At 32.7% G+C, this 20,759-nt stretch carries 14 protein-coding genes; 6 read left to right on the top strand and 8 right to left on the bottom strand.

From position 1 onward, the window contains the following. The first annotated feature begins 2 nt into the window (after positions 1 to 2). The 6 genes from CLV55_RS12525 to CLV55_RS12500 are packed head-to-tail and all read left to right on the top strand — an operon-like array spanning position 3 to position 7,106. Entirely contained in the window at positions 3 to 1,115 is a 1,113-nt protein-coding gene (locus CLV55_RS12525; RefSeq protein WP_112114142.1) for a glycosyltransferase family 4 protein, read from the top strand. 20 nt (positions 1,116 to 1,135) lie between these two features. After that, positions 1,136 to 2,143 (top strand): N-acetylneuraminate synthase family protein, encoded by a 1,008-nt coding sequence (locus tag CLV55_RS12520; protein WP_112114141.1) that lies wholly within the window; start codon positions 1,136 to 1,138, stop codon positions 2,141 to 2,143. Beyond that, on the top strand, positions 2,140 to 3,297 hold the full coding sequence (neuC, locus tag CLV55_RS12515) for a UDP-N-acetylglucosamine 2-epimerase (RefSeq protein ID WP_112114140.1): 1,158 nt from the start codon (positions 2,140 to 2,142) through the stop codon (positions 3,295 to 3,297). Before CLV55_RS12520 ends, neuC begins: the two co-directional genes overlap by 4 nt. After that, on the top strand, positions 3,297 to 3,998 hold the full coding sequence (locus CLV55_RS12510; RefSeq protein ID WP_112114139.1) for an acylneuraminate cytidylyltransferase family protein: 702 nt from the start codon (positions 3,297 to 3,299) through the stop codon (positions 3,996 to 3,998). Before neuC ends, CLV55_RS12510 begins: the two co-directional genes overlap by 1 nt. 1 nt (position 3,999) lies before the next feature. Then, entirely contained in the window at positions 4,000 to 5,712 is a 1,713-nt protein-coding gene (asnB, locus tag CLV55_RS12505) for an asparagine synthase (glutamine-hydrolyzing) (RefSeq protein ID WP_112114138.1), read from the top strand. Positions 5,713 to 5,714: 2 nt separating this feature from the next. Continuing rightward, positions 5,715 to 7,106 carry a hypothetical protein gene (locus CLV55_RS12500; protein ID WP_112114137.1) on the top strand — a complete coding sequence of 464 codons (1,392 nt, stop codon included), beginning with the start codon at positions 5,715 to 5,717 and terminating at the stop codon, positions 7,104 to 7,106. Between the two features lie 46 nt (positions 7,107 to 7,152). Here the strand turns inward: CLV55_RS12500 and CLV55_RS12495 are convergent, their stop codons facing one another. The 8 genes from CLV55_RS12495 to rfbB form a co-directional block, all read right to left on the bottom strand. Next, on the bottom strand, positions 7,153 to 7,338 hold the full coding sequence (locus tag CLV55_RS12495; protein WP_146739574.1) for a hypothetical protein: 186 nt from the start codon (positions 7,336 to 7,338) through the stop codon (positions 7,153 to 7,155). A 24-nt stretch (positions 7,339 to 7,362) separates the two neighbouring features. After that, complete coding sequence (locus CLV55_RS12490; RefSeq protein WP_112114135.1) at positions 7,363 to 10,605, bottom strand: T9SS type A sorting domain-containing protein; 3,243 nt, start codon at positions 10,603 to 10,605, stop codon at positions 7,363 to 7,365. A 196-nt stretch (positions 10,606 to 10,801) separates the two neighbouring features. Continuing rightward, a complete protein-coding gene (locus tag CLV55_RS12485) occupies positions 10,802 to 12,676 on the bottom strand; it encodes an OmpA family protein (RefSeq protein WP_211306497.1) in 1,875 nt (624 codons plus the stop codon). A gap of 10 nt (positions 12,677 to 12,686) precedes the next feature. Further along, positions 12,687 to 13,631, bottom strand: coding sequence for a PorP/SprF family type IX secretion system membrane protein (locus CLV55_RS12480; RefSeq protein ID WP_112114153.1), 945 nt, complete (start codon positions 13,629 to 13,631; stop codon positions 12,687 to 12,689). A gap of 20 nt (positions 13,632 to 13,651) precedes the next feature. Then, positions 13,652 to 16,813: a gliding motility-associated C-terminal domain-containing protein gene (locus CLV55_RS12475; protein WP_112114133.1), complete on the bottom strand. Its 3,162-nt coding sequence runs from the start codon at positions 16,811 to 16,813 to the stop codon at positions 13,652 to 13,654. A gap of 179 nt (positions 16,814 to 16,992) precedes the next feature. After that, the gene (locus tag CLV55_RS12470; RefSeq protein ID WP_146739572.1) at positions 16,993 to 18,024 is read right to left on the bottom strand and encodes a hypothetical protein; all 1,032 of its coding nucleotides are present in this window, start codon (positions 18,022 to 18,024) and stop codon (positions 16,993 to 16,995) included. Positions 18,025 to 18,120: 96 nt separating this feature from the next. Continuing rightward, positions 18,121 to 19,470: an OmpA family protein gene (locus CLV55_RS12465; RefSeq protein WP_112114131.1), complete on the bottom strand. Its 1,350-nt coding sequence runs from the start codon at positions 19,468 to 19,470 to the stop codon at positions 18,121 to 18,123. Positions 19,471 to 19,615: 145 nt separating this feature from the next. Then, complete coding sequence (gene rfbB, locus CLV55_RS12460) at positions 19,616 to 20,665, bottom strand: dTDP-glucose 4,6-dehydratase (RefSeq protein WP_112114130.1); 1,050 nt, start codon at positions 20,663 to 20,665, stop codon at positions 19,616 to 19,618. Positions 20,666 to 20,759: the final 94 nt, after the last annotated feature.

Raw genomic sequence — 20,759 nt, 5'->3', positions numbered from 1 at the left:
GTATGAATTCTAATAACTGTAAAGTAATCCTCATATCAACCTTCCCATTACCCTATTCAAAAATTGGGAGTTGGACTACTTTATACAAAAATTACATAGAACAAGAGCATCAAATCGATTATATTGTTTGTGAACAACCCGAAGCATTATTCCCTAATTGTGAGTATACTATCGTTGAGAATTCGTTAGCGACTAAAATTGCTTCAAAAATTTTAAAAAACATACGACTTAAATACCTAAAAGCATTGGATAAAGTTCTTCCAAGAGAGGGAAAATATATTATTCAAATCGTTGATAATTTTGGGATTATCAAGCCCTTAATCCATTTTTTAAACTCAAAAGGAATCCGAAAAAACGGGTATATTCAATTCTTTTATCACGGGCACACTCCTTTTTATACTGATTTTGCTAGTAGATTTTTTTATGAATCCATAGATGAAATGGTGCTGCTTACAAAAGATTCCTACCAATTGCATAAAAACTTTTACAATCAACTACCTTGTCGTTTTTCTATATTACATAACGGCATTGATACCTCAAAGTTTTACGCTTTAGACAAAAACTTAAAGAACCATTTAAGAATACAAAAAGGAATTTCAGATAAAATTATTTTTGTTTGGTGTGCACAAGATCGCCCTAAAAAAGGGTTACATATTATTTTAGAAGCCTGGAAAAGAGTCTTTAAAAAAAGAGCAGCTATTGAATTATGGGTAATTGGAACAGAAAAAAAGGCAAGTCAAGAAGGTATTACCTTTTTCGGGAAAATTCCAAACAATGAATTGCCTGAATTTTTACAAGTTTCGGATTGTTACCTCTTTCCTACTCTTTGTCAAGAGGGATTTGGCATGAGTTTAATCGAAGCGCTTCATTGTGGCAATTATTGCATCGCATCTGCTATGGGCGGTGTACCTGAAGTTCTTCAATATGGGGCTTTTGGACAACTCATTGAAGAACCACATGTTGTTTCATCATGGGAAAATGCAATTTTAGAATACATAGATCATCCAATCAAACAAAATAACTTTGATACTAATTTGTATACTTCCAAAAGTTGGAATGAGGGAATGAATGAAATAATTACAAATGCCAAACTATGTTTGAATAGCTCAGACTAAAAGATCTAAAAAATAGAACCATGAGACCCAGTGTATATATCATAGCCGAAATAGGACAAGCCCATGAAGGAAGTTTGGGGATGCTTCATTCTTATATTGATGCTTTGGCTCCTTCTGGAATTGATGCTATAAAATTTCAAATGCATATTCCTGATGCGGAAAGTAGCGAATATGAACCTTTTCGGGTAAAATTTTCGTATGAAGACCACACTCGTTTTGATTATTGGAAAAGAATGAGTTTTACATTAGAGCAATGGAGAGAAATTAAAGCACATTGTGAAGCTGTAAATCTTGAATTTCTATGCTCTCCTTTTAGTAATCTTGCAGTTGATTGGTTGGAAGAAATTGGGGTAACACAATATAAAATTGGATCAGGGGAAGTTTCAAATTTTCTTATGCTTGAAAAAATTGCACAGACTAAAAAACCTGTAATTCTCTCTTCAGGAATGAGTAGCCTTGAAGAACTCGATGTGGCTGTTGATTTTTTAAAAAAACGCGAAGTAGCATTAAGCGTAATGCAGTGCACGACATCCTATCCTACACAACCCGAACAGTATGGTTTGAACATTATCCAAGAACTCAAAGATAGATATCAAGTTCCTATTGGATTTTCAGATCATTCAGGAAAAATAGCTCCATGTATTGCAGCAACTGCTTTAGGGGCAACGCTTTTGGAATTCCATGTCGTATTTGACAGAAGACAATTTGGACCAGATTCGTTATCTTCTTTAGAAATTAATGAAGTAAATGATTTGGTGAATGGAGTAAGAGCCATTCGTAAAGCCACTGAAAATCCTATTGATAAAAAATCTATAACGGAATTTCAAGAACTCAAACAAATTTTTGAAAAATCGCTCGCAGTAAACAAATCCTTACCAAAAGGACATATCCTTACTTTCAACGATTTAGAGGCTAAAAAACCTAAAGGCTATGGTATTCCGGCTTCTCACTTTGAACATGTAATAGGTAAAAAGCTTATATTTGACAAAAATCAGTGGGATTTCATTAATGAAAATGATTTGCAATGAATAAACGAAAAATAGCTGTTGTAATTACTGCTAGACCCTCATATAGTAGGGTCAAAACGGTATTGCAGGCCATTCAAAACCATCCCAATTTAGAATTACAGTTAATCGTTGCTGCATCAGCATTATTGGATCGCTATGGTTCTGCTGTGAATTACATTGAAAAAGATGGATTTAAAATTGATGCAAAAGTTTTTAATGTATTAGAGGGCGAAAATTTAACTGCGGCTGCCAAAACTACTGGGATAGGAATTTTAGAAATTTCTACGATATTCGACAACCTAAAACCTGATATTGTAGTTACCGTTGCAGATCGTTTTGAAACTATGGCTACCGCTATTTCTGCTTCTTACATGAATATCCCTTTGGCACATATTCAAGGCGGAGAAGTTACAGGAAATATTGACGAAAAAGTGAGACATTCTATTACAAAATTAGCAGATTACCATTTTGTTGCTTCTGAAAGCGCCAGAACACGTATATTAAAATTAGGCGAAGATCCTAGTGTTGTTTTCAACACGGGTTGCCCTTCGATAGATATTGCTCATTTGGTAACCAAAAGAAAGGGATTGGATTTTAATCCCTATGATAAATATGGAGGTGTTGGAGCTACACCCGATTTAAACTCAGGCTATTTAGTTGTGATGCAACACCCCGTTACGAATGAATATGAAAAATCTAAAGAACATATTTTAGAAACACTTCGAGCGGTTGAAGCATTAGATCTTCCCACTATATGGTTTTGGCCTAATGTAGATGCAGGAGCAGATGGTACATCCAATGGAATACGTAGTTTTAGAGAAAAATACCAATTAAAAAAAGTACATTTTTTTAAAAACATGGAAGGGGATGATTTTTTAGTATTGCTCAATAATGCTAAGGCCTTAATAGGAAACTCAAGTGTTGGCATACGAGAATGCGCTTTTCTTGGGGTTCCTGTGGTTAATATTGGAACCAGACAACACAAAAGAGATCGCGGAAATAATGTTATTGATGTTGATTATAACAAAGAGGCCATTTGTAAAGCAGTACAAAAAATAGCCCAATCCGGAAAAGTAGCTTCTTCTTCAATATACGGAGGGGGAACAGCAGGTAGTACTATTGCGCATTTGCTTGCTAAAGTTCCTTTACAATTTCATAAAACGATTACGTATTAATGAAAATACTAGCACTCATTCCAGCTCGTTCGGGTTCAAAAGGCGTTCCCAACAAAAACATTAAATTACTTGATGGGCTACCTTTAATAGCTTACACAATAAAACAAGCTCTTGAAAGTCATTGTTTTACCAAAATAGTTGTCTCTACAGATACTGTAGAAATTGCTGAAATTGCTAAGGATTATGGTGCTGAAGTTCCTTTTTTGAGGCCAAAAGAATTGGCATCAGACACGGCGTCTAGCATTACTGTTGCCCAACATGCGATTAGCTATTTTGAAGAAAAAAACACCTTCTTTGATGCGGTTTGTTTGTTGCAACCTACAGCTCCATTTCGTGAAAAAAGGTTTATTGAAAGTGCTATTTCTAAATTTTCACAACAAGCAGCTGATGCCTTGGTTTCTGTATTACCTGTTCCTGATGAATACAATCCTCATTGGACGTTTGAAAAAGATTCTAACGGTTTTTTAACGATTGCTACTGGAGAAAATGAAATCATTAAAAGAAGACAAGACTTACCAAAGACCTATTTTAGAGACGGATCAATATATCTTACTAAAGTGAATTTTATCAAGAAAGGTACCTTTTATGGAAATCAACTAAGTTATATTGAAAGTAATCCTCTACTTTATACGAATATTGATACTCCATTAGACTGGCAGAGGGCTGAAGAACACATACACAAAATAAAACATTTATTATAAAATGTGTGGAATCGCTGGAATTTTAGGTAAGAACCCAAACAATTCGAAGCTACTTCAAAAGATGCTTGAAGCGCAAAAACATCGTGGCCCTGATGCTATGAATGTATGGGAAAAGGACTCGGTATTTCTTGGACATAATCGTCTAAGCATTATTGATTTATCCACTGCAGCAAACCAACCTATGGAAAGTCAATGTGGAAATTACTGCATTGTTTTTAATGGGGAAATTTACAATTATCTCGAACTAAAAGACATTTTGAAAAGTGATTATTATTTCACTACCACCTCAGATACTGAGGTTTTATTAGCCGCTTATAGCAAGTGGAAAACAAAAATGGTTGACAAATTAAACGGGATGTTTAGTTTTGCGATTTGGGATAAAAACGACAACAAATTGTTTGCGGCTCGCGATCGATTTGGCGTCAAACCTTTTTATTTTACTTTTTATGAAGAGCAATTCTTTTTTACAAGTGAAATCAAAACGTTATTTCAAGCTTCTATACCTAAAAACAAAAATTTAAAAGTCTGGGCAAATTATTATAAATATGGGACTTACGGCCTACCAAATGAGACTTTTTACAAAGCCATATCACAATTAAAAGCTGGACATTATATCGAAATTAGGGTCAACCAGCCCATGAATTCCGATGCGGTGAAACAAGTAAAATGGTATCACTTTGAGCAAAACATTTTTGAAAAGCCTTCGCTTCATAAAGATGATTTAATGAAAACGTATTCCGAATTATTAAAAGATTCCGTTTCGTTGCGTTTTCGTGCTGATGTTCCTCTAGGGATGAATGTTAGTGGTGGATTAGATTCGTCAACTTTAATCCGTTTCGTTGCTCAAAATTTACCTTCAGATGAAACCATAGAATCCTTTACTTTTTATTCAAATGATCCAAATTATGATGAATTACCTTGGGTCTATGAATTGATAAAAACAACGCCATATCCATTGAATAAAGTCTTACTTGATTATAATGACCTCCCGAATTTAATAGAAAAAGTAGGTTATTTTCAAGATGAGCCCTACGGAGGCTTTCCAACCATAGCTTATAGTTTATTATTTAATGAAGCACAAAAAAAAGGAATCAAAGTCCTTTTAGATGGACAAGGTATGGACGAGGCTTGGGCGGGTTATGATTACTATCAACGTGAGAATGATGCTGTAATTCAAGGTTTAAACAATTCTTCTCCCTGCCAGCCAAACGCAATTACAGAAGATTTCTTGCGACATGCGGAAAAAGAAAACTATGAAACTCCATTTGATAATAGGCTCCAAAACCTGCAATATCGCGATCTTTTTTATACAAAAATTCCAAGAGCACTTCGCTTTAATGACCGAATCAGCATGATGTCGAGCACAGAATTACGCGAACCCTTTTTAGATTATCGTTTGGTTGAATTGGCTTTTGCTCAACCCAAAAAATTAAAATTTAATGAAGGTCAGTCTAAATGGCTTTTGAGAGCACTTGTTAAAGAAAGCCTTGGAAAACAAATAGCACTGGCTCCAAAAAGAGCGGTCCAAACCCCTCAAAGAGAATGGATTTCTAACGAATTGAAAGATTACTTCACAGAAAAAATAATACTTTTTAGTAATTTAGACTTTGTGAACAAGAAAGAAGTGTTACGGTTATGGGATACTTATTGTAGAGGTGATCAAGCAAATAGTTTTTATATTTGGCAATGGATTAATACATTAATGATAAAGTAAGAATGAAAAAAATAGGCATTGTCATCACCGATGGAGTTGGTTATAGAAATTTTGTACTCAGCGATTTTATTTCGGAGGCCAAAAAAAATTTTCAAGAAGTTGTTATCCTATCATGTATTCCAGCTCAAGTATATTCATCTGAATGTGACAATATAAAAATTATTGAATTAGACATCTTTGAAGAGAATTATCTAAATTGGTTTTTTAGAAAATTAAAAGAAGTCGCTCATTTACAATTACATAAAAATAAAAATTTTGGGATTTACGACAATTTTTTAGCCAATAAATCAAAAGCCAAAAACATTAGAGGTTTTAGTACAAGATTCATCTATTTTTTGACCAATTATTTACATAGTGAAATTTGGATAAATCGTTTTTTTTTCTTGCAATGTTTATCCTTTAAGCATAAAAAAATCACCAGGGATTATAAGAAAATCTTAAACGCCGAAAGTTTTGATTTGTTATTCTTTACACATCAACGTCCTATTTTTATAGCACCCATTGCTTACGAAGCAGAGCAATTAAAAATTCCAACTGCTAGTTTTATTTTTAGTTGGGATAATATTGCATCAAAAGGAAGAATGGCCGCTAATTTTGACTATTTTTTAGTTTGGAGTGAGTTAATGAAAAACGAATTAATTGAATTTTATCCGAACATCAAACCAGAAAATATTGAGGTGGTTGGAACACCACAATTTGAACCTTATGTCTTGGAACGCTATTTTATTTCTAAAGAAGAATTTTTTAAAAAATTTAATCTCAATATAACTAAAAAGACAATCTGCTTTAGTTGTGGAGACATTACCACCAGTAAAAATGATGAGCTTTACATCGAAACTATCGCTAATTTTATTAGCAAAAAAGACATTCCAGATGTAAATTTTATAGTGAGAACCTCACCCGCAGAAGACCCTATTCGATTTAAAAAAATAGCGGATTCCTATTCCAATATCATTTGGAATTATCCAAAATGGGACCTAACACGAAATGATCATCCCGAATTATGGTCTCAACGTGTTCCAAGTAAAGAAGATCTTATTGATTTGAGAGCCTTAATAAATTTTTCCGATCTAAATATCAACATGCTATCCACAATGAGTTTGGATTTTATTACCTTTGATAAACCAATAATTAACCCAGTATTCGGTTCAAAAAACAATAAATTGTATGACGATCAACGTTTCTTAAACTACAAACACATTCAATATCTAGTGAATTCTCAAGCAACAACTATCGTCAAATCAGAAGAAGAGCTATTGAAAGCTATTATAGTAGACTTAAATGACCCCAGAAAACAACTTAAAGCTAGACAAGAATTGTATACTTTAGAAATTGGCAAACCTCTTGAGAATACAAGTAAAAGAATAGTTCAAAGTCTACGTTTTGGAAAATAAAAAAAAGGGAGTTAATTTTAATAACTCCCTTTTTTTTATATAACAATTAAGCTGTTTTTCTTTTTCTTAAATATAAGAAATAACCTGCTATAAAAACACCTACCATCATTCCTTCATTGACGTGATTTGCTATAGGTGCTACTGGTGCATCTTGTGCATCTCCCCCTCCTTCATCACCAAAACCTGGATCCTGAGAATAAGAATTAACAAACGGAGCTAATAATAGTAACAATATTAAAATCGATTTTTTCATAAACTATTTAATAAGAATTGGTAATGTTTGTAATGTTGTATTTTTATCTAAAATTTGAATAGCATACCAACCCTCTCTAACTGAATTATTGAAGCTAATTGCTACTTCTTGATTTAATTGTTGTTTGTCAAAACTTCCATTTTGAACTACCTGACCTAAAACATTTACAATTTTGTAGTTGTAATTTCCATACTCCAAAGAACCTAGGTTTAAGTTTATACCATTAGTTTTAGTTGTTGGATTTGGATAAGCTACAATACTGTAAGGATTTTCATTTTTTACTGTTGACAATGCTGTAGCAAATACAATTTTAAAACGAGCTCCTTGGGAAGCTCCATCTGAAGTTACATCAAATGGGTAAACAAAAACAGATCCGTCTAGAGGTAATGCCACATTGGTTCCTAAAAACAAGTCATATAAATAAGCCGTACCAGCAAAAGTAAAGTTTTCAGTATATATTTTTAATTTGTAAGTACTTTGTACTGCCTGTGATAATTTAACAAATAACACATCTGCATCAACAATAGGAGCTCTATGCTCACTAGACAAAGAAGTTGAACCATTTAAAAAAGCTAAAGTTTCTACTGGATTGGTAAACTTTTGAACATCTTTTTCATCGACAGCATTAGATGCCCCTTGATAGAATGTAACAACACATGCGTCTTTGTGTACATCTAGACCATTTTCTACTTTATCCACATTTACTCTAATGCGTTCGTAGGCAATGTTAGCCATTTTTCCAAAAACATTACTCACATTCGTTGAAGCTTTATTAGTTTCTTTTATCAAAAAAGAAGAACTTGAAGCTCCTGATTTCCCTTTTACAAAGAAAGCTTGTCCACTTTGAATTAAGGTGTTATTATTTAAAGCATTTTGTGCTGTGGCATCATTGTATAGACCTGCTGGATCCCATGTTACATAATTACCAAAATTACCTAGCTTTGGATCCATTATCCATATTTTCTCAGCAATTGTATTTCCATTATCACCAGAGGCACTAATTATATTTGAAAAATCTATAGGAGAAGCATATGGATTTCCTATTAGAAAATAATTAGTTGAACCAACACTAAAAGTTTGATTACCTGTTAGCAAATTTCCTTTTGCCACTAAAGTTGTACTTCCAGATCCAGAAATCCCCACATTCTCACCTGAAGCACCTCCACCAACATTAACAGCGGAACCTGCAGGATAAGTGATAAATGCTAAGAAAGCATTACTTGAATTACTATTAAACAATGGTTCTGTCATAGAATCACTAATCGAAGTCCAACCATTGTTATATTTTCTAAAATTATGAGTGGCGATAGGAATATAATACATTCCATTACTTGCAGGATCATAAGTTGCTACTGGACCCCACACATCTGTTCCATGCTCACCATCTACATTACCATTGTTTTGCCAATTATAATATATAGAATTATTACTAGATCCCTTAACAGGAGCTGTCAATAATCTCCATAATCTATTACTATTTTTTAAATAACGTTCAACAATTACATCGCCTACTATAGCTCCCGAATCTACTTGACCAACACGAGCAGTATTTGTTGCATCAGAGACCAATGTTAAATCTCCACCCGTTGTTAAAACCTTACTAGATGTAACATTTAACAAAGTTCCTAATTTTATCATCCCTGTTCCGTTTCCATTTAGTGTAGAATTATTTGTAACATTAATATTAGGAACCGTTAGAATACCATTATTAGTTAGATTAGCCGCTAAATTTAAAGTACCGCTAATATTTTGATCATTACTTATTGTAGTAGAAGCATTTACATTTAACGTTGTTACTGTAATAGCTGATGCATCACTTCCCAAAGTAGTGGTAGCATTACAAGTAATAGTTGCTGCCGTAACTGAGCTACTAATCGAAGAACTACCATTAATTGTTAACCCTGCAGCACCAGTAGCATTTAGAATACAATTATAAGTTGCACCATTTCCAGAAAGTGTTATAGCTGGTGATGTTATAGATGTTAAATCACAAGTAAAACTATTATCCAAAATAGTTACAGAATCGGTGACAAACAATGAAGTACCAGTAGTACCTATATTAAAATTAGATGTATTAGACAATGTCAATGTTTTAATCTGTGTATTTAATATCGTTGTACCAGAAACCAATTCTACTCCAGCTGCAGTAACAGAACCACTATAAGTAATATTTGTAGGCGTAGCTATTGTAAATACACCTCCCGAACTTGTAACTCCACTACCACTAGAAATATTCATATTACCTGAAGCATTTACAGAATTCATTGAGAAGGAATAAATTCCAATTGATAAATTTCCTGCAACTAAATCCAAATTATTTTGAACAGTTACAGAACCATTAGTACTAGACCCTGCAGGATTATTTAATTTTAAATTATAATATGAAGCTGCATAAATTGTAGATGCCGTACCAGTCCCTGTATAAGTTATTGTTGATCCTGAACCAGTAAAAACAGGTGCATTCGTTATCCCTTGTTGTGAATAAATTGGGCAGTCATTTACGTGTGAAAATTCTACAATTGCTGTACCTGTAGCAGTTGTATATTTATTATTAACACTCAAACCTGTTCCTGTTTGATATGCATTAATATAACCAGACCCACCTGTTCCCGGAGTAGAAGCTACAGAAGTTCCTATTAAAGAGAATTTACCAGCAGAATGGGTTACAAAAGCTCCTTGACTATTCCCGCCATTAATATTATTATACATATTTAAATTTCCAGATAGAGTAATAGCAGGTCCTTGGAAATTAATTTTTGTGAATTTTGCAGTTGTTGTTGGAGACAATCCACTTGTCCCAATATTAATATTACCTCCTACAGTCAACGTACCGCTTCCTGAAAGTGTCAATGTTTTTGTTATATTAACGGTTCCTGTAATTCCAAAATCCCCGCTAACTGCAAACGTAATACCAGATGAAATACTTATAGTTAGAGTATGAGCCACTGTATTAGAATCGGTAAAAGAAGCACAAGAAGCTGCCACATTAACCGTCAATATTGGAGACGCAGTGCTCGTTCCATTGTATATAATAATATCAGAAGAGCTATTTGGATAGCCCGAAGACAATGCTGCACCCGCACTAGAAGTTGAAGACCAAGTAGTACTCGCATTCCAATTTCCTCCTCCTGTTCTCAAATAATAAGTTGCTGCATTAATAGAACTACAGAAAAACAAAAAGAAAAACAAAAAGAACAACAAAAAACTTGATTTTTTTAATTTGTTAAAGGTAAAAATCATACTCATAGACTTATGTTTTTTTTAATTATACACGAAACTAATAATAGCTCATTAGCTATTATAATCTGTGCAAATATATACATTTTTTTTAATGTATTGATATTTTGTTTAAAAAACATTTATTAACACACTTATTTCATGAGCAGAAACAAAAAAGTCGAAAGGGTTTTCTTTCGACTTTCTCATTTATGTAAAAAATTTCTTATTTTATGATCTTAAATTCACATCTTCTGTTTTTAGCATATTCCGCTTCAGTACATTTGTCACCACAATTTACCAAAGGCATTGTTTCACCAAAACCTTTATATGTTAATCGAGTACTTTCTATTCCTTTGCTTACAATATAATCTACTGTAGCTTTCGCTCTATTTTCGGAAAGCGTCATATTGTATTCCTCAGAAGCTTTTGAATCAGTATGTGCTCCTATTTGCACTTCCATGGTTGGGTATTTTTTCATGAGATCCACTAAAACATCAAGTGTTTTGGAAGCTTTATCTTTTATATTCCATTTATTAAAATCAAAATAGATATTTTCTAATTCAACATAAACATGTCCATCTTCTTTTTCAACCACTACTTCTTCTTTATCTTTAAAGGATTGAATTTCCATTTCAATACTAAAACGAGCTTGACCTTCAGAATCAGTACTAATATCCACACTACTTGGTATATACAAATCTTTTGTAGCCTCTACTTTGTATTTATGATTTGGTTTCGTATTTAAAAAATATTTACCATCTGACCCAACAACAATACTGCTTACTAATTTATTGTTTTCATCATACAAAGACACTTTACTACCTGGCAATATTTCTTTTGTTTTTTTATCTTTTATAAACCCTTCAACAAAATATTGCTTTTCATTTTCTTTTCTTGTAAAGCTATAAATATCATCTTTTTCACCTCTGTTTGAAGAAAAATTTCCCTCTTGCGATTTATTTTTTAAAACAAAAGCAAAATCGTCTTTAGCACTATTGATAGTAGATCCTAAATTAATTGGAGTTTCAAACGTGTTATTTCTATTTTTACTCATAAAAATATCCAATCCTCCCAACCCCTCATAACGATCTGAAGAAAAATATAACGTCCCCTCTTCAGAAATAAAAGGAAATTGTTCTCTAGAAATACTGTTTACTGTATTACCCAGATTTTGCGGTTTACCATACGTACCATCGGCATTAACATCTACATAATAAATATCCATAGAACCAATTGTTCCAGGCATATCACTTGCAAAATATAGTTTTTTCCCATCTGCGCTCAAACAAGGATGCTCAACGCTATAAGTATCACTTGAAAAAGGAACTTCTGAAACATTAATCCACTCATTATTAACATACTCAGCTTTAAAAATTTTTACAGTAGCAATTTTTTCTCCATCAACTTTCACTCTTTTACTGTTTGTTCTACTAAAATACATAGTTTTACCATCTTGAGTAAAAGTAGCATTACTTTCATGTGTTTTAGTATTTATTACATTTGAAAAAGGCTTAACATTTTCCAAAAGCCCTTCTTTTGACAGCGTTGCTTCATACAAATCTAAATAAGGCTTTTGATTCCAGTTATAAGTCTTTTTACTATTGGCTTGATAGGAAGCGTAAACAACTTTATTTCCCCAAAATACTAAACCAAAATTACCTGAATTGACATTATCTTTTGCAACAGATTTTATTTCATAGTCGAACGGAACGGTATATTGCAATTCAGAGATATAATTTAATGTATTATATGACTTTCCAAAAAAAGCTGTCATAATTTCATCTGCTTTTTTGATATTATTTATACCCTTTAAAGCATTTGCATATCTTATTATCACATCTTCTTTAACATTATTTTTGGTAAGAGGATTTATTTGTTCGTAATATTTCACTGCTTGATCAGATTGACCATTGAAATAATAACAATCCCCAAGATTTTGTAATATCTCTTGAGTAGGTTTTAATGCCAAATACATTTGCGCTGCATCTAAATAGGCTTTGTTTGCAAAATATTTATTGGCTCTCTTTAAAGTAGGAACCTGAGCCAAAGAATTTAAAGAAACGAAACAAATAAAAACAATTTTATATATATTTTTCATAGGATTAATTTTAGAAGAACCTTGGTGATTTGTCATAACCATTAATATTTTTTGATTTAAAAAGATCAAACAATAACATAATCTCATGAGATCCTGAATTAAATCTACCCAAATTTGACAATGTATAATCATAAGCATACCCCACTCTTAAAGCAGGTGTCACTTTGAAATTTACGAGAGCATTCATTGAATCTCCAATTCGATAACCGACCCCAGCTTCAAAAACATTGTTTATAAGCACATTTGTTGTCACATCAATGGACACAGGCGCTCCTGAGACTCCAATAGCCATCAATGCAGGTTTTAACTTAAGATTTTCATTGATTGGTATAACATATCCTCCTGTAAGATAGTAATGGATTTCTTGTGATCCTGTTCTAACAATACCATCTTTATTATCTAAGTGTTTTGAATTAAGAATGTTTGGAGCAGAAAATCCAACATAATAATTCTTTCCAAAATAAAACGTTCCTAAACCAATATTTGGAAAGGTTTTACTTAAATTGTTTGCAAATGCTGCATCAGGTAATGGGTCAGAATATACAAATCCATTAAAATTAGTACTAAAAAAAGTGGCCCCTGCCTTAATACCGAAAGAAAATTTATTTGTTTCACTTACAGGTAAAACATAAGCAAAATCAGCATAGACATTGCTTTCTTTTACAACATCACCAATTTGGTCATGTACAACAGAAATTCCTCCTTCAACATTTTTTCCTAGTGCACTATGCGCAAAAAAACTTCCTGTAGTAGGACCACCCACAGCACCTACCCATTGAGCTCTATAAAACCCACCTACATTAATTGTATTTAAATCATCCGTAGCATAAGCTGGGTTTACCACACTCATATTATACATATATTGGGTAAACTGTGGATTCTGTTGAGCTGAAACAACAAAGCAAGCCAATAATGCACTTAATTGAATCAAATATTTTATTTTATTATTTTTCATAAAAATCATACTTTTCTTAATTACCTGCTTAAATAAACTCTTCCTTGTAAAGGTTTTCGTACACCATCATTAAATTCAATAACATAAAAATAAACTCCTGTAGGCGCTAATCCTTCACCCATAGTCATTCCTTGAGAGGCCTTTCCATTCCAATTTGGTGTTGAGCTGTTGCCTTCATATAACACATTTCCATATCTATTGTATATTTTCAAAGTAAAGTTTGGATACAAGTCGGCTAAATTTTGAACTACGAACTCATCATTTACTGTATCTCCATTTGGTGAGAAACCATCAGGAGCAATAATTTCGATAGCTGGACAAGTTGTGTCAACCGTAACATTTACAGTAGCTTGCCCTGGCACGCACGCAGAAGACGTAACAACAGTGTATGTGTATATTCCTGCTGTATCTACTGCTGGGTTAAATATTCCTGTTCCACTAGATAATGATGGTGACCATACTCCTCCAGATTGAGGAGTTCCTCCTAAATATAAAAATAAATCTTTAGGTTTTCCATTACTACATATAGTTAACACACCATCAGTACCCGCATTTGGTGCTTGTGAAATACTAACAGTTACTGTTGACCCTAAACTTGAACAAGGGGCAGTACCTGATACTGTATAAGTATAAACTCCTGCAGCATCAACAGTTGGATTAAATACTCCTGTTCCACTAGATAATGATGGTGACCAAATTCCTCCTGCTTGAGGTGATCCTCCTAATGACGCATATAAATCTTGTGATGTACCATTACTACAAACATTAAGCGTTCCACTTACTCCTGAATTTGGAGCTTGTGTTTTTGTTACAGTAACTGTCGCAGTAGCATTACCACACGGAGCGATTCCTGTTACCGTATAAGTATACACTCCATCTGCATCTACAGAAGGATTAAATACACCTGTGCCACTTGCTAATGCAGGGGTCCAGACTCCTCCAAGTTGTGGTGTACCTCCCAAAGAAGCAAATAAATTCTGCGGTGTGGCATTGCTACAAATTGACAATGTTCCATTTGTTCCAGCATTTGGTAATGGATTTACAATAACATTAACTGATGCGCTTTGAGCTGGACAAGCGCCTGTTGCTGCTAAAGTATATGTGTACAATCCAGCCATATCTGTTGAAGGATTAAAAACACCTGTACCACTTGATAGAGCGGGTGACCACACCCCACCTGTTTGAGGAGTTCCTCCCAAAGAGGTAAACAAATCAGCACTAGAACTATTTATACATAAGTTTAAGGTAGTATTTGTACCAGGATTTGGAGCTTGAGTTTTTGTTACCGTTACTGTAGCTGAAGCACTACCGCATGGAGAAATACCAGTTACAGTATAAGTATACACTCCATCAGCATCAACCGATGGATTAAATACACCTGTACCACTAGCTAATGTGGGTGTCCAAACTCCACCGGTTTGAGGAGCACCTCCTAATGAAGTAAATAAATTTTGTGGTGTAGCATTACTACAAATAGATAATACACCATTTGTTCCTGCATCTGGAAGTAAATTAATTGTAATATTCATTGTGGTTACACTTGCACATTGTCCTGCACTTGGTGTAAAGGTATATGTTTGCGTTCCTACTGTTGCTGTCGAAATCACGGATGGTGACCACGTTCCTGTTATTGAATTATTCGAAGTCAACGGTAAGGTTCCTGGTGTAGCATTCTGACAATATGGCCCTAATGCTGTAAATATCGGAACTGTTGGCGCATTGATCGTAACATCCATCGTGGTTACACTTGCACATTGTCCTGCACTTGGTGTAAAGGTATATGTTTGTGTTCCTACTGTTGCTGTCGAAATCACGGATGGTGACCACGTTCCTGTTATTGAATTATTCGAAGTCAACGGTAAGGTTCCTGGTGTAGCATTCTGACAATATGGCCCTAATGCTGTAAATATCGGAACTGTTGGCGCATTGATCGTAACATTCATTGTGGTTACACTTGCACATTGTCCTGCACTTGGTGTAAAGGTATATGTTTGCGTTCCTACTGTTGCTGTCGAAATCACGGATGGTGACCATGTTCCTGTTATTGAATTATTCGAAGTTAACGGTAAGGTTCCTGGTGTAGCATTCTGACAATATGGCCCTAATGCTGTAAACGTTGGAACTTGTTCTTGTGTAATGGTTATTGTTACGGTAGAAGTACTTGGAGCACAAACCAGATTACTCACAGTGTAAGAAAAAACATAAGGACTCCCAGCGGCAGTTAATGAAGAAATATTGACTGTTCCTAAATAACCATTAGAAGTAGTTAATGGACCAGACCAAACTCCATTTGTTTGAGGTGTTCCTCCAAGAATTGAAAATAAATTTCTTGTAGGATTACTTGCTATTTGACTTGAACAAATTGATAAAGAACCATTAGTCCCTGAATTATTTGGATTCATTAATGTAACAACAACCTCCAATCTATTTGAACTTTCGCATGGTGGGTCCACAGTCGTTGCAAAATAGCTTTGTCCTGATACTAACGGTGTTGCTAAATCCAAAGGAACCACCGATGTAGGAGAATCGTACCAATTATTGTTTCCACTAGCATTTAAACTTGAAACTGTTGGTGGATTAGAAGGATTGTTACAAAATATTTGATTAGAATCGCCAGTTGGAACTGGTACAAATCCAACATTAACAAAAACAGATAATCTTGAAGTTTGGCAACCTGTATTTGGATTTGTTTGACTTGCATAATAAATAGTATTATCTACCAAAACTGTATTACTAGGCAACGCATTACCTCCAGACGGAGCGGTATACCATTGAATATTATTCCCAACAGCTATTAGAGAATTTATAGTTGCCTGATTAGCGCTTTCAACACAAACTCCTTGAAAATTTTGTCCTGTAGGCGCAGAATAAATCGTGACTATCACCTGTTGTCTAGTTCCACATGTGCCAGCAGAACTATCGGCAAAATAATCTTCTCCATTTATTAAAGGTGTAGAAGAAGTCAACGGGGTTGTTGAAGTAGCGGTAGCATACCAAACTATACCCCCACCATTATTTGTCGCTACAAGATTATTAACTGTTGGCGATTGGGTATTACAAAATGTTTGATTTGGATTAGAAACCGTTGGACACTGTGCTACGATTTTTGTTGACAATAAGAATAAAAAAAAGTAAAAACAAAGACATTTAAACTTTCCCCATCGAGGTATTTTTTTGGTCATAAGCTAGAATTTAGTTGAGTTTATTTTATAAATACATTTAAGTTAACACATTAGTTACTTCTTTTTTTTATAAAGTTCACAAATATATGTATATATTATTCATCAAACAAAGATTAGTTATGAGTTTACAAAATTAATTATCAATAAAACATTTTAGATTTAATTAACATCAAAGAGTATTAATCTTTTTTTTCAGTAACATATTTTTCAAAAATATCCTCGAAAATAATGTTGTTTTTCAAAAACAAACTATTTGTTTGATACCATCTTTCAATTAATTGTTTTTTTGCCACTTGATTATCAAACAAAGTATCAAAATAAATATTTTTTGCTAGGTTATATTTTTTGACCAACTCATTATAAGTCTCTATTTGCATAGCATCTTGAGAATTTGAAATAACATTTTTTTGTTTTTCAAGTGCATCACTTAGAGAGTAATATTGGAAATACAGATTTCTAAGGTTATCATTTTGATTTTGAAAAAAAGCTATTAACTCAACATTAATATCATTTAAACTCCTATCAGCAAAATCATCTTTCATTTGGTTTGTCTTATAGTAGGACTCCTTAATTATAGTATTCATATAAACCAAACATTCATCAAGCTTCTCCAAATCCTTCATTTTGTATAACTTCATTAACTTTTCATCTAAAACATTCAACTTATAAAATATTAAATTTTGATAAGCATCATATTCAAAAACGTTTTTACCACTATAATTCCTAACAATTAAATTATATTTTAATCCAAAATCTTTTTTATATTTTTCATATTCAATAATATCAGAATAGTATTTAGCTATTTCGATTTCTTTATTCGAAAAATTCTTCAATATATTACCATAGTCTAAATCACTTTGAAAGCCATAATCATTTAATTTTAATGTTTTATTTTTCAATAAAGCTATCGTTTTATTATTGAGCTCCATAAACTCATCTCTCAACCCAACATCACCATTAAACCCAATATCGTTCTTTACTAAATTTGCATTTATTTCTTCTAATTTTTTATAAATACGCTCTAGTTCATCCTCAGTTCTATATTCAGGATTATAGTCAATAATCGATCGTGAATATTCCATCAAAGCTTCTTTAACAAACAATTCATTTTTACCAAAATCATTTATATACGCTTTAGCATTTCTATAATTTTGCGCATTTGTATTTATACACAACAACATGTATAATAAAAATATTACTCTTCTTTTCATAAATTTAGGATTATATAAAGATAAAATTAAGATTTTCTAATTAAAAAACAAAAAAAAACCCTCTTAAAAAGAGGGCTTAATCAAAATATATTATTCTTACTTTTTAATTACTTTAAAAGTTACTTTTCTTACAAGGCTTCTCGCTTTTTCTGAAGTTGGATCTACTGAATCATCAACACCTCCAGCTTGAATCACTAACCTATCAGCACTAATTCCAGATTTAACTAATACTTCTTTTGTAGCCTTAGCTCTATTTTCTGACAAAGTCATGTTTTTAGATTTATTTCCTATTTGATCAGCATGACCTATCAATAAAATCGATACATCTGGGTTTGCTTTCATATACATTCTAATAAAATCAAGTCCTTCTGTAGAATAATAGTTTGGTGTAGCCATATTAGTATCAAAGAAAACTGCAGCATACCCATTGTCAATTATACTTTGCATTAAATAATTATTAACTTCAGGACCTTCAACATCTACAGCATTATTAACAGTTTTTGTTATGTATTTTTCAATTTCATCAGGAACACCATTTCTATTTAAGTCTACCATTTTACCTCTTGAATCAACTGCTACACCAGCAACAGAATTATTTTCTTGGTCTAGATAATCAGGAACACCATCTTTATCTGTATCATTTAGTAACTTTTCTAAATCACCTATTTTTTTGTTTAGTTTATCAATTTGTTCTTGTTCTTCACTTTTGATGATCGACCAATCCCCATGAAGCTTATCACTTCCTAAAGCATAAGACAAACCAAAAGAAGTTGTTATTGATTGACCTCTTAAATTATTTGAACTAGCTGAATAACTCCCATCCCAAGCCAAATGCTGTCTGTAATTATTCTGTACCGTAACATCTGCAAAAACAGCCAATCTATCAAAAACTCTATACTGTGGAGTAACTCCAACTATCAAACCTCCATTTAACTCTTTACTATTGTAATTATTGTGTAAATAATAATTCGGATTGCTTTTATCACTAATTGGGTTTGGAGTTTTAGTCTGCAATTGATCAACAGCCAAACCACCATGTAACAACAAACCAAATCTACCCATTTGTTTTTCAATATTAAACAATCTGCTTGCATTAATAACACCTTCGATTTTTACACCAATTTGTTGCACTTTAAATGGCAAACTTTTACTACTAATATTCGACAATTGATCATATTGAAAACCAAGTCTAAATCCAAATTTAGCCCCTGTCATTCTTCTAGCACTAATAGAAAAACTATTAACATCCACACCTCCTAAGAACTTACTAGCATCACTTGAAAAATAACCCTCGGCGTATGGATTAACACCTTTAAATTGACCTACTGTTCCTTCAATAGTCCATTTATTATAAGAATTGGTAATTGAATCTTTTGTGACTTTTTTTGTTTGACCAAAAACTAATACAACATTTAAAATAACTCCTAAAAGTATAAATTTTCTCATATTTACATAAATTTGTACAAAAATAACTATAATAAAGCAAATTAGCTAATTAAAAACATTGTTTTTTTAAAATTTTATTAAAAAAACAAAAAAAACAAACTAAAAATATTACATTTTCAATAAAAAAAGTTTTTTTTGATGGTTTTTACATGTTATATTGGTTATCATAATACTTTTTATAATCTCTAGATGTAACATTTTTTAACCAAATTTCATTAGACAAATACCAATCAATGGTTTTTTCTAAACCTTCTTCAAATGTAACAGATGGTTTCCATCCTAATTCTTTATTAATTTTTGATGCGTCAATTGCATACCTTAAATCATGTCCTGGTCTATCTTTCACATAAGTAATCAATTCTTCAGACTCACCTGCTTTTCTTCCTAATTTTTCATCCATCAGTTTGCATAGCAATTTAACCAATTCAATATTCTGCCACTCATTAAAACCTCCAATATTATAAGTTTCATGATTTTTACCTTCATGAAATACTAGATCGATCGCAACTGCATGATCTTCAACAAACAACCAATCTCTTGTATATTTCCCGTCTCCATAAACAGGCAGTGATTTTTTATTAATTATATTATTAATAAACAACGGTATTAATTTTTCTGGAAAATGATTGGGTCCATAATTATTTGAACAATTTGTCAAAACATATGGCAAACCATAAGTTTCTCCATAAGCCCTAACAAAATGATCTGAACTAGCTTTTGAAGCTGAATAAGGTGAATTAGGATCATATGAGGTAGTTTCTGTAAATAAACCTGTCTCTCCTAAAGATCCATAAACCTCATCTGTTGAGATATGATAAAACCTCTTTCCTTCATAATTTCCTTTCCATATTTCTTTTGCTGCATTCAATAAATTCATCGTTCCAATGACATTTGTCTTTACAAAACTTAATGGGTCTGTGATTGATCTATCTACATGAGATTCTGCAGCCAAATGCAAAACACCATCAAATTGATGTTCTTTAAACAATGTATTTATAAAATCTGCATCAACAATATCTCCTTTAATAAAAGTATAATTTTGTTTTTGCTCTATATCTACAATATTTTCCAGATTTCCCGCATAGGTCAATGCATCTAGATTATATATATGATAATTCGGATATTTGTTCACAAATCTTCTTACTACATGTGAACCAATAAAACCAGCCCCGCCTGTTATAAGTATTTTTTTCATTACAACCTTCCGTCAATAGTTTCAGTTAGTATTCCTTTTACATCAAACAATACCCCGTTTGATTTCTTTATTGCCGTGTAATCTATTTCTTTGA

This window comes from Flavobacterium aciduliphilum (assembly GCF_003268855.1).
Lineage (GTDB): Bacteria > Bacteroidota > Bacteroidia > Flavobacteriales > Flavobacteriaceae > Flavobacterium > Flavobacterium aciduliphilum.
The sequence above is the reverse complement of the archived record's forward strand: the minus strand, read 5'-3'. Positions and strand labels throughout refer to the sequence as shown.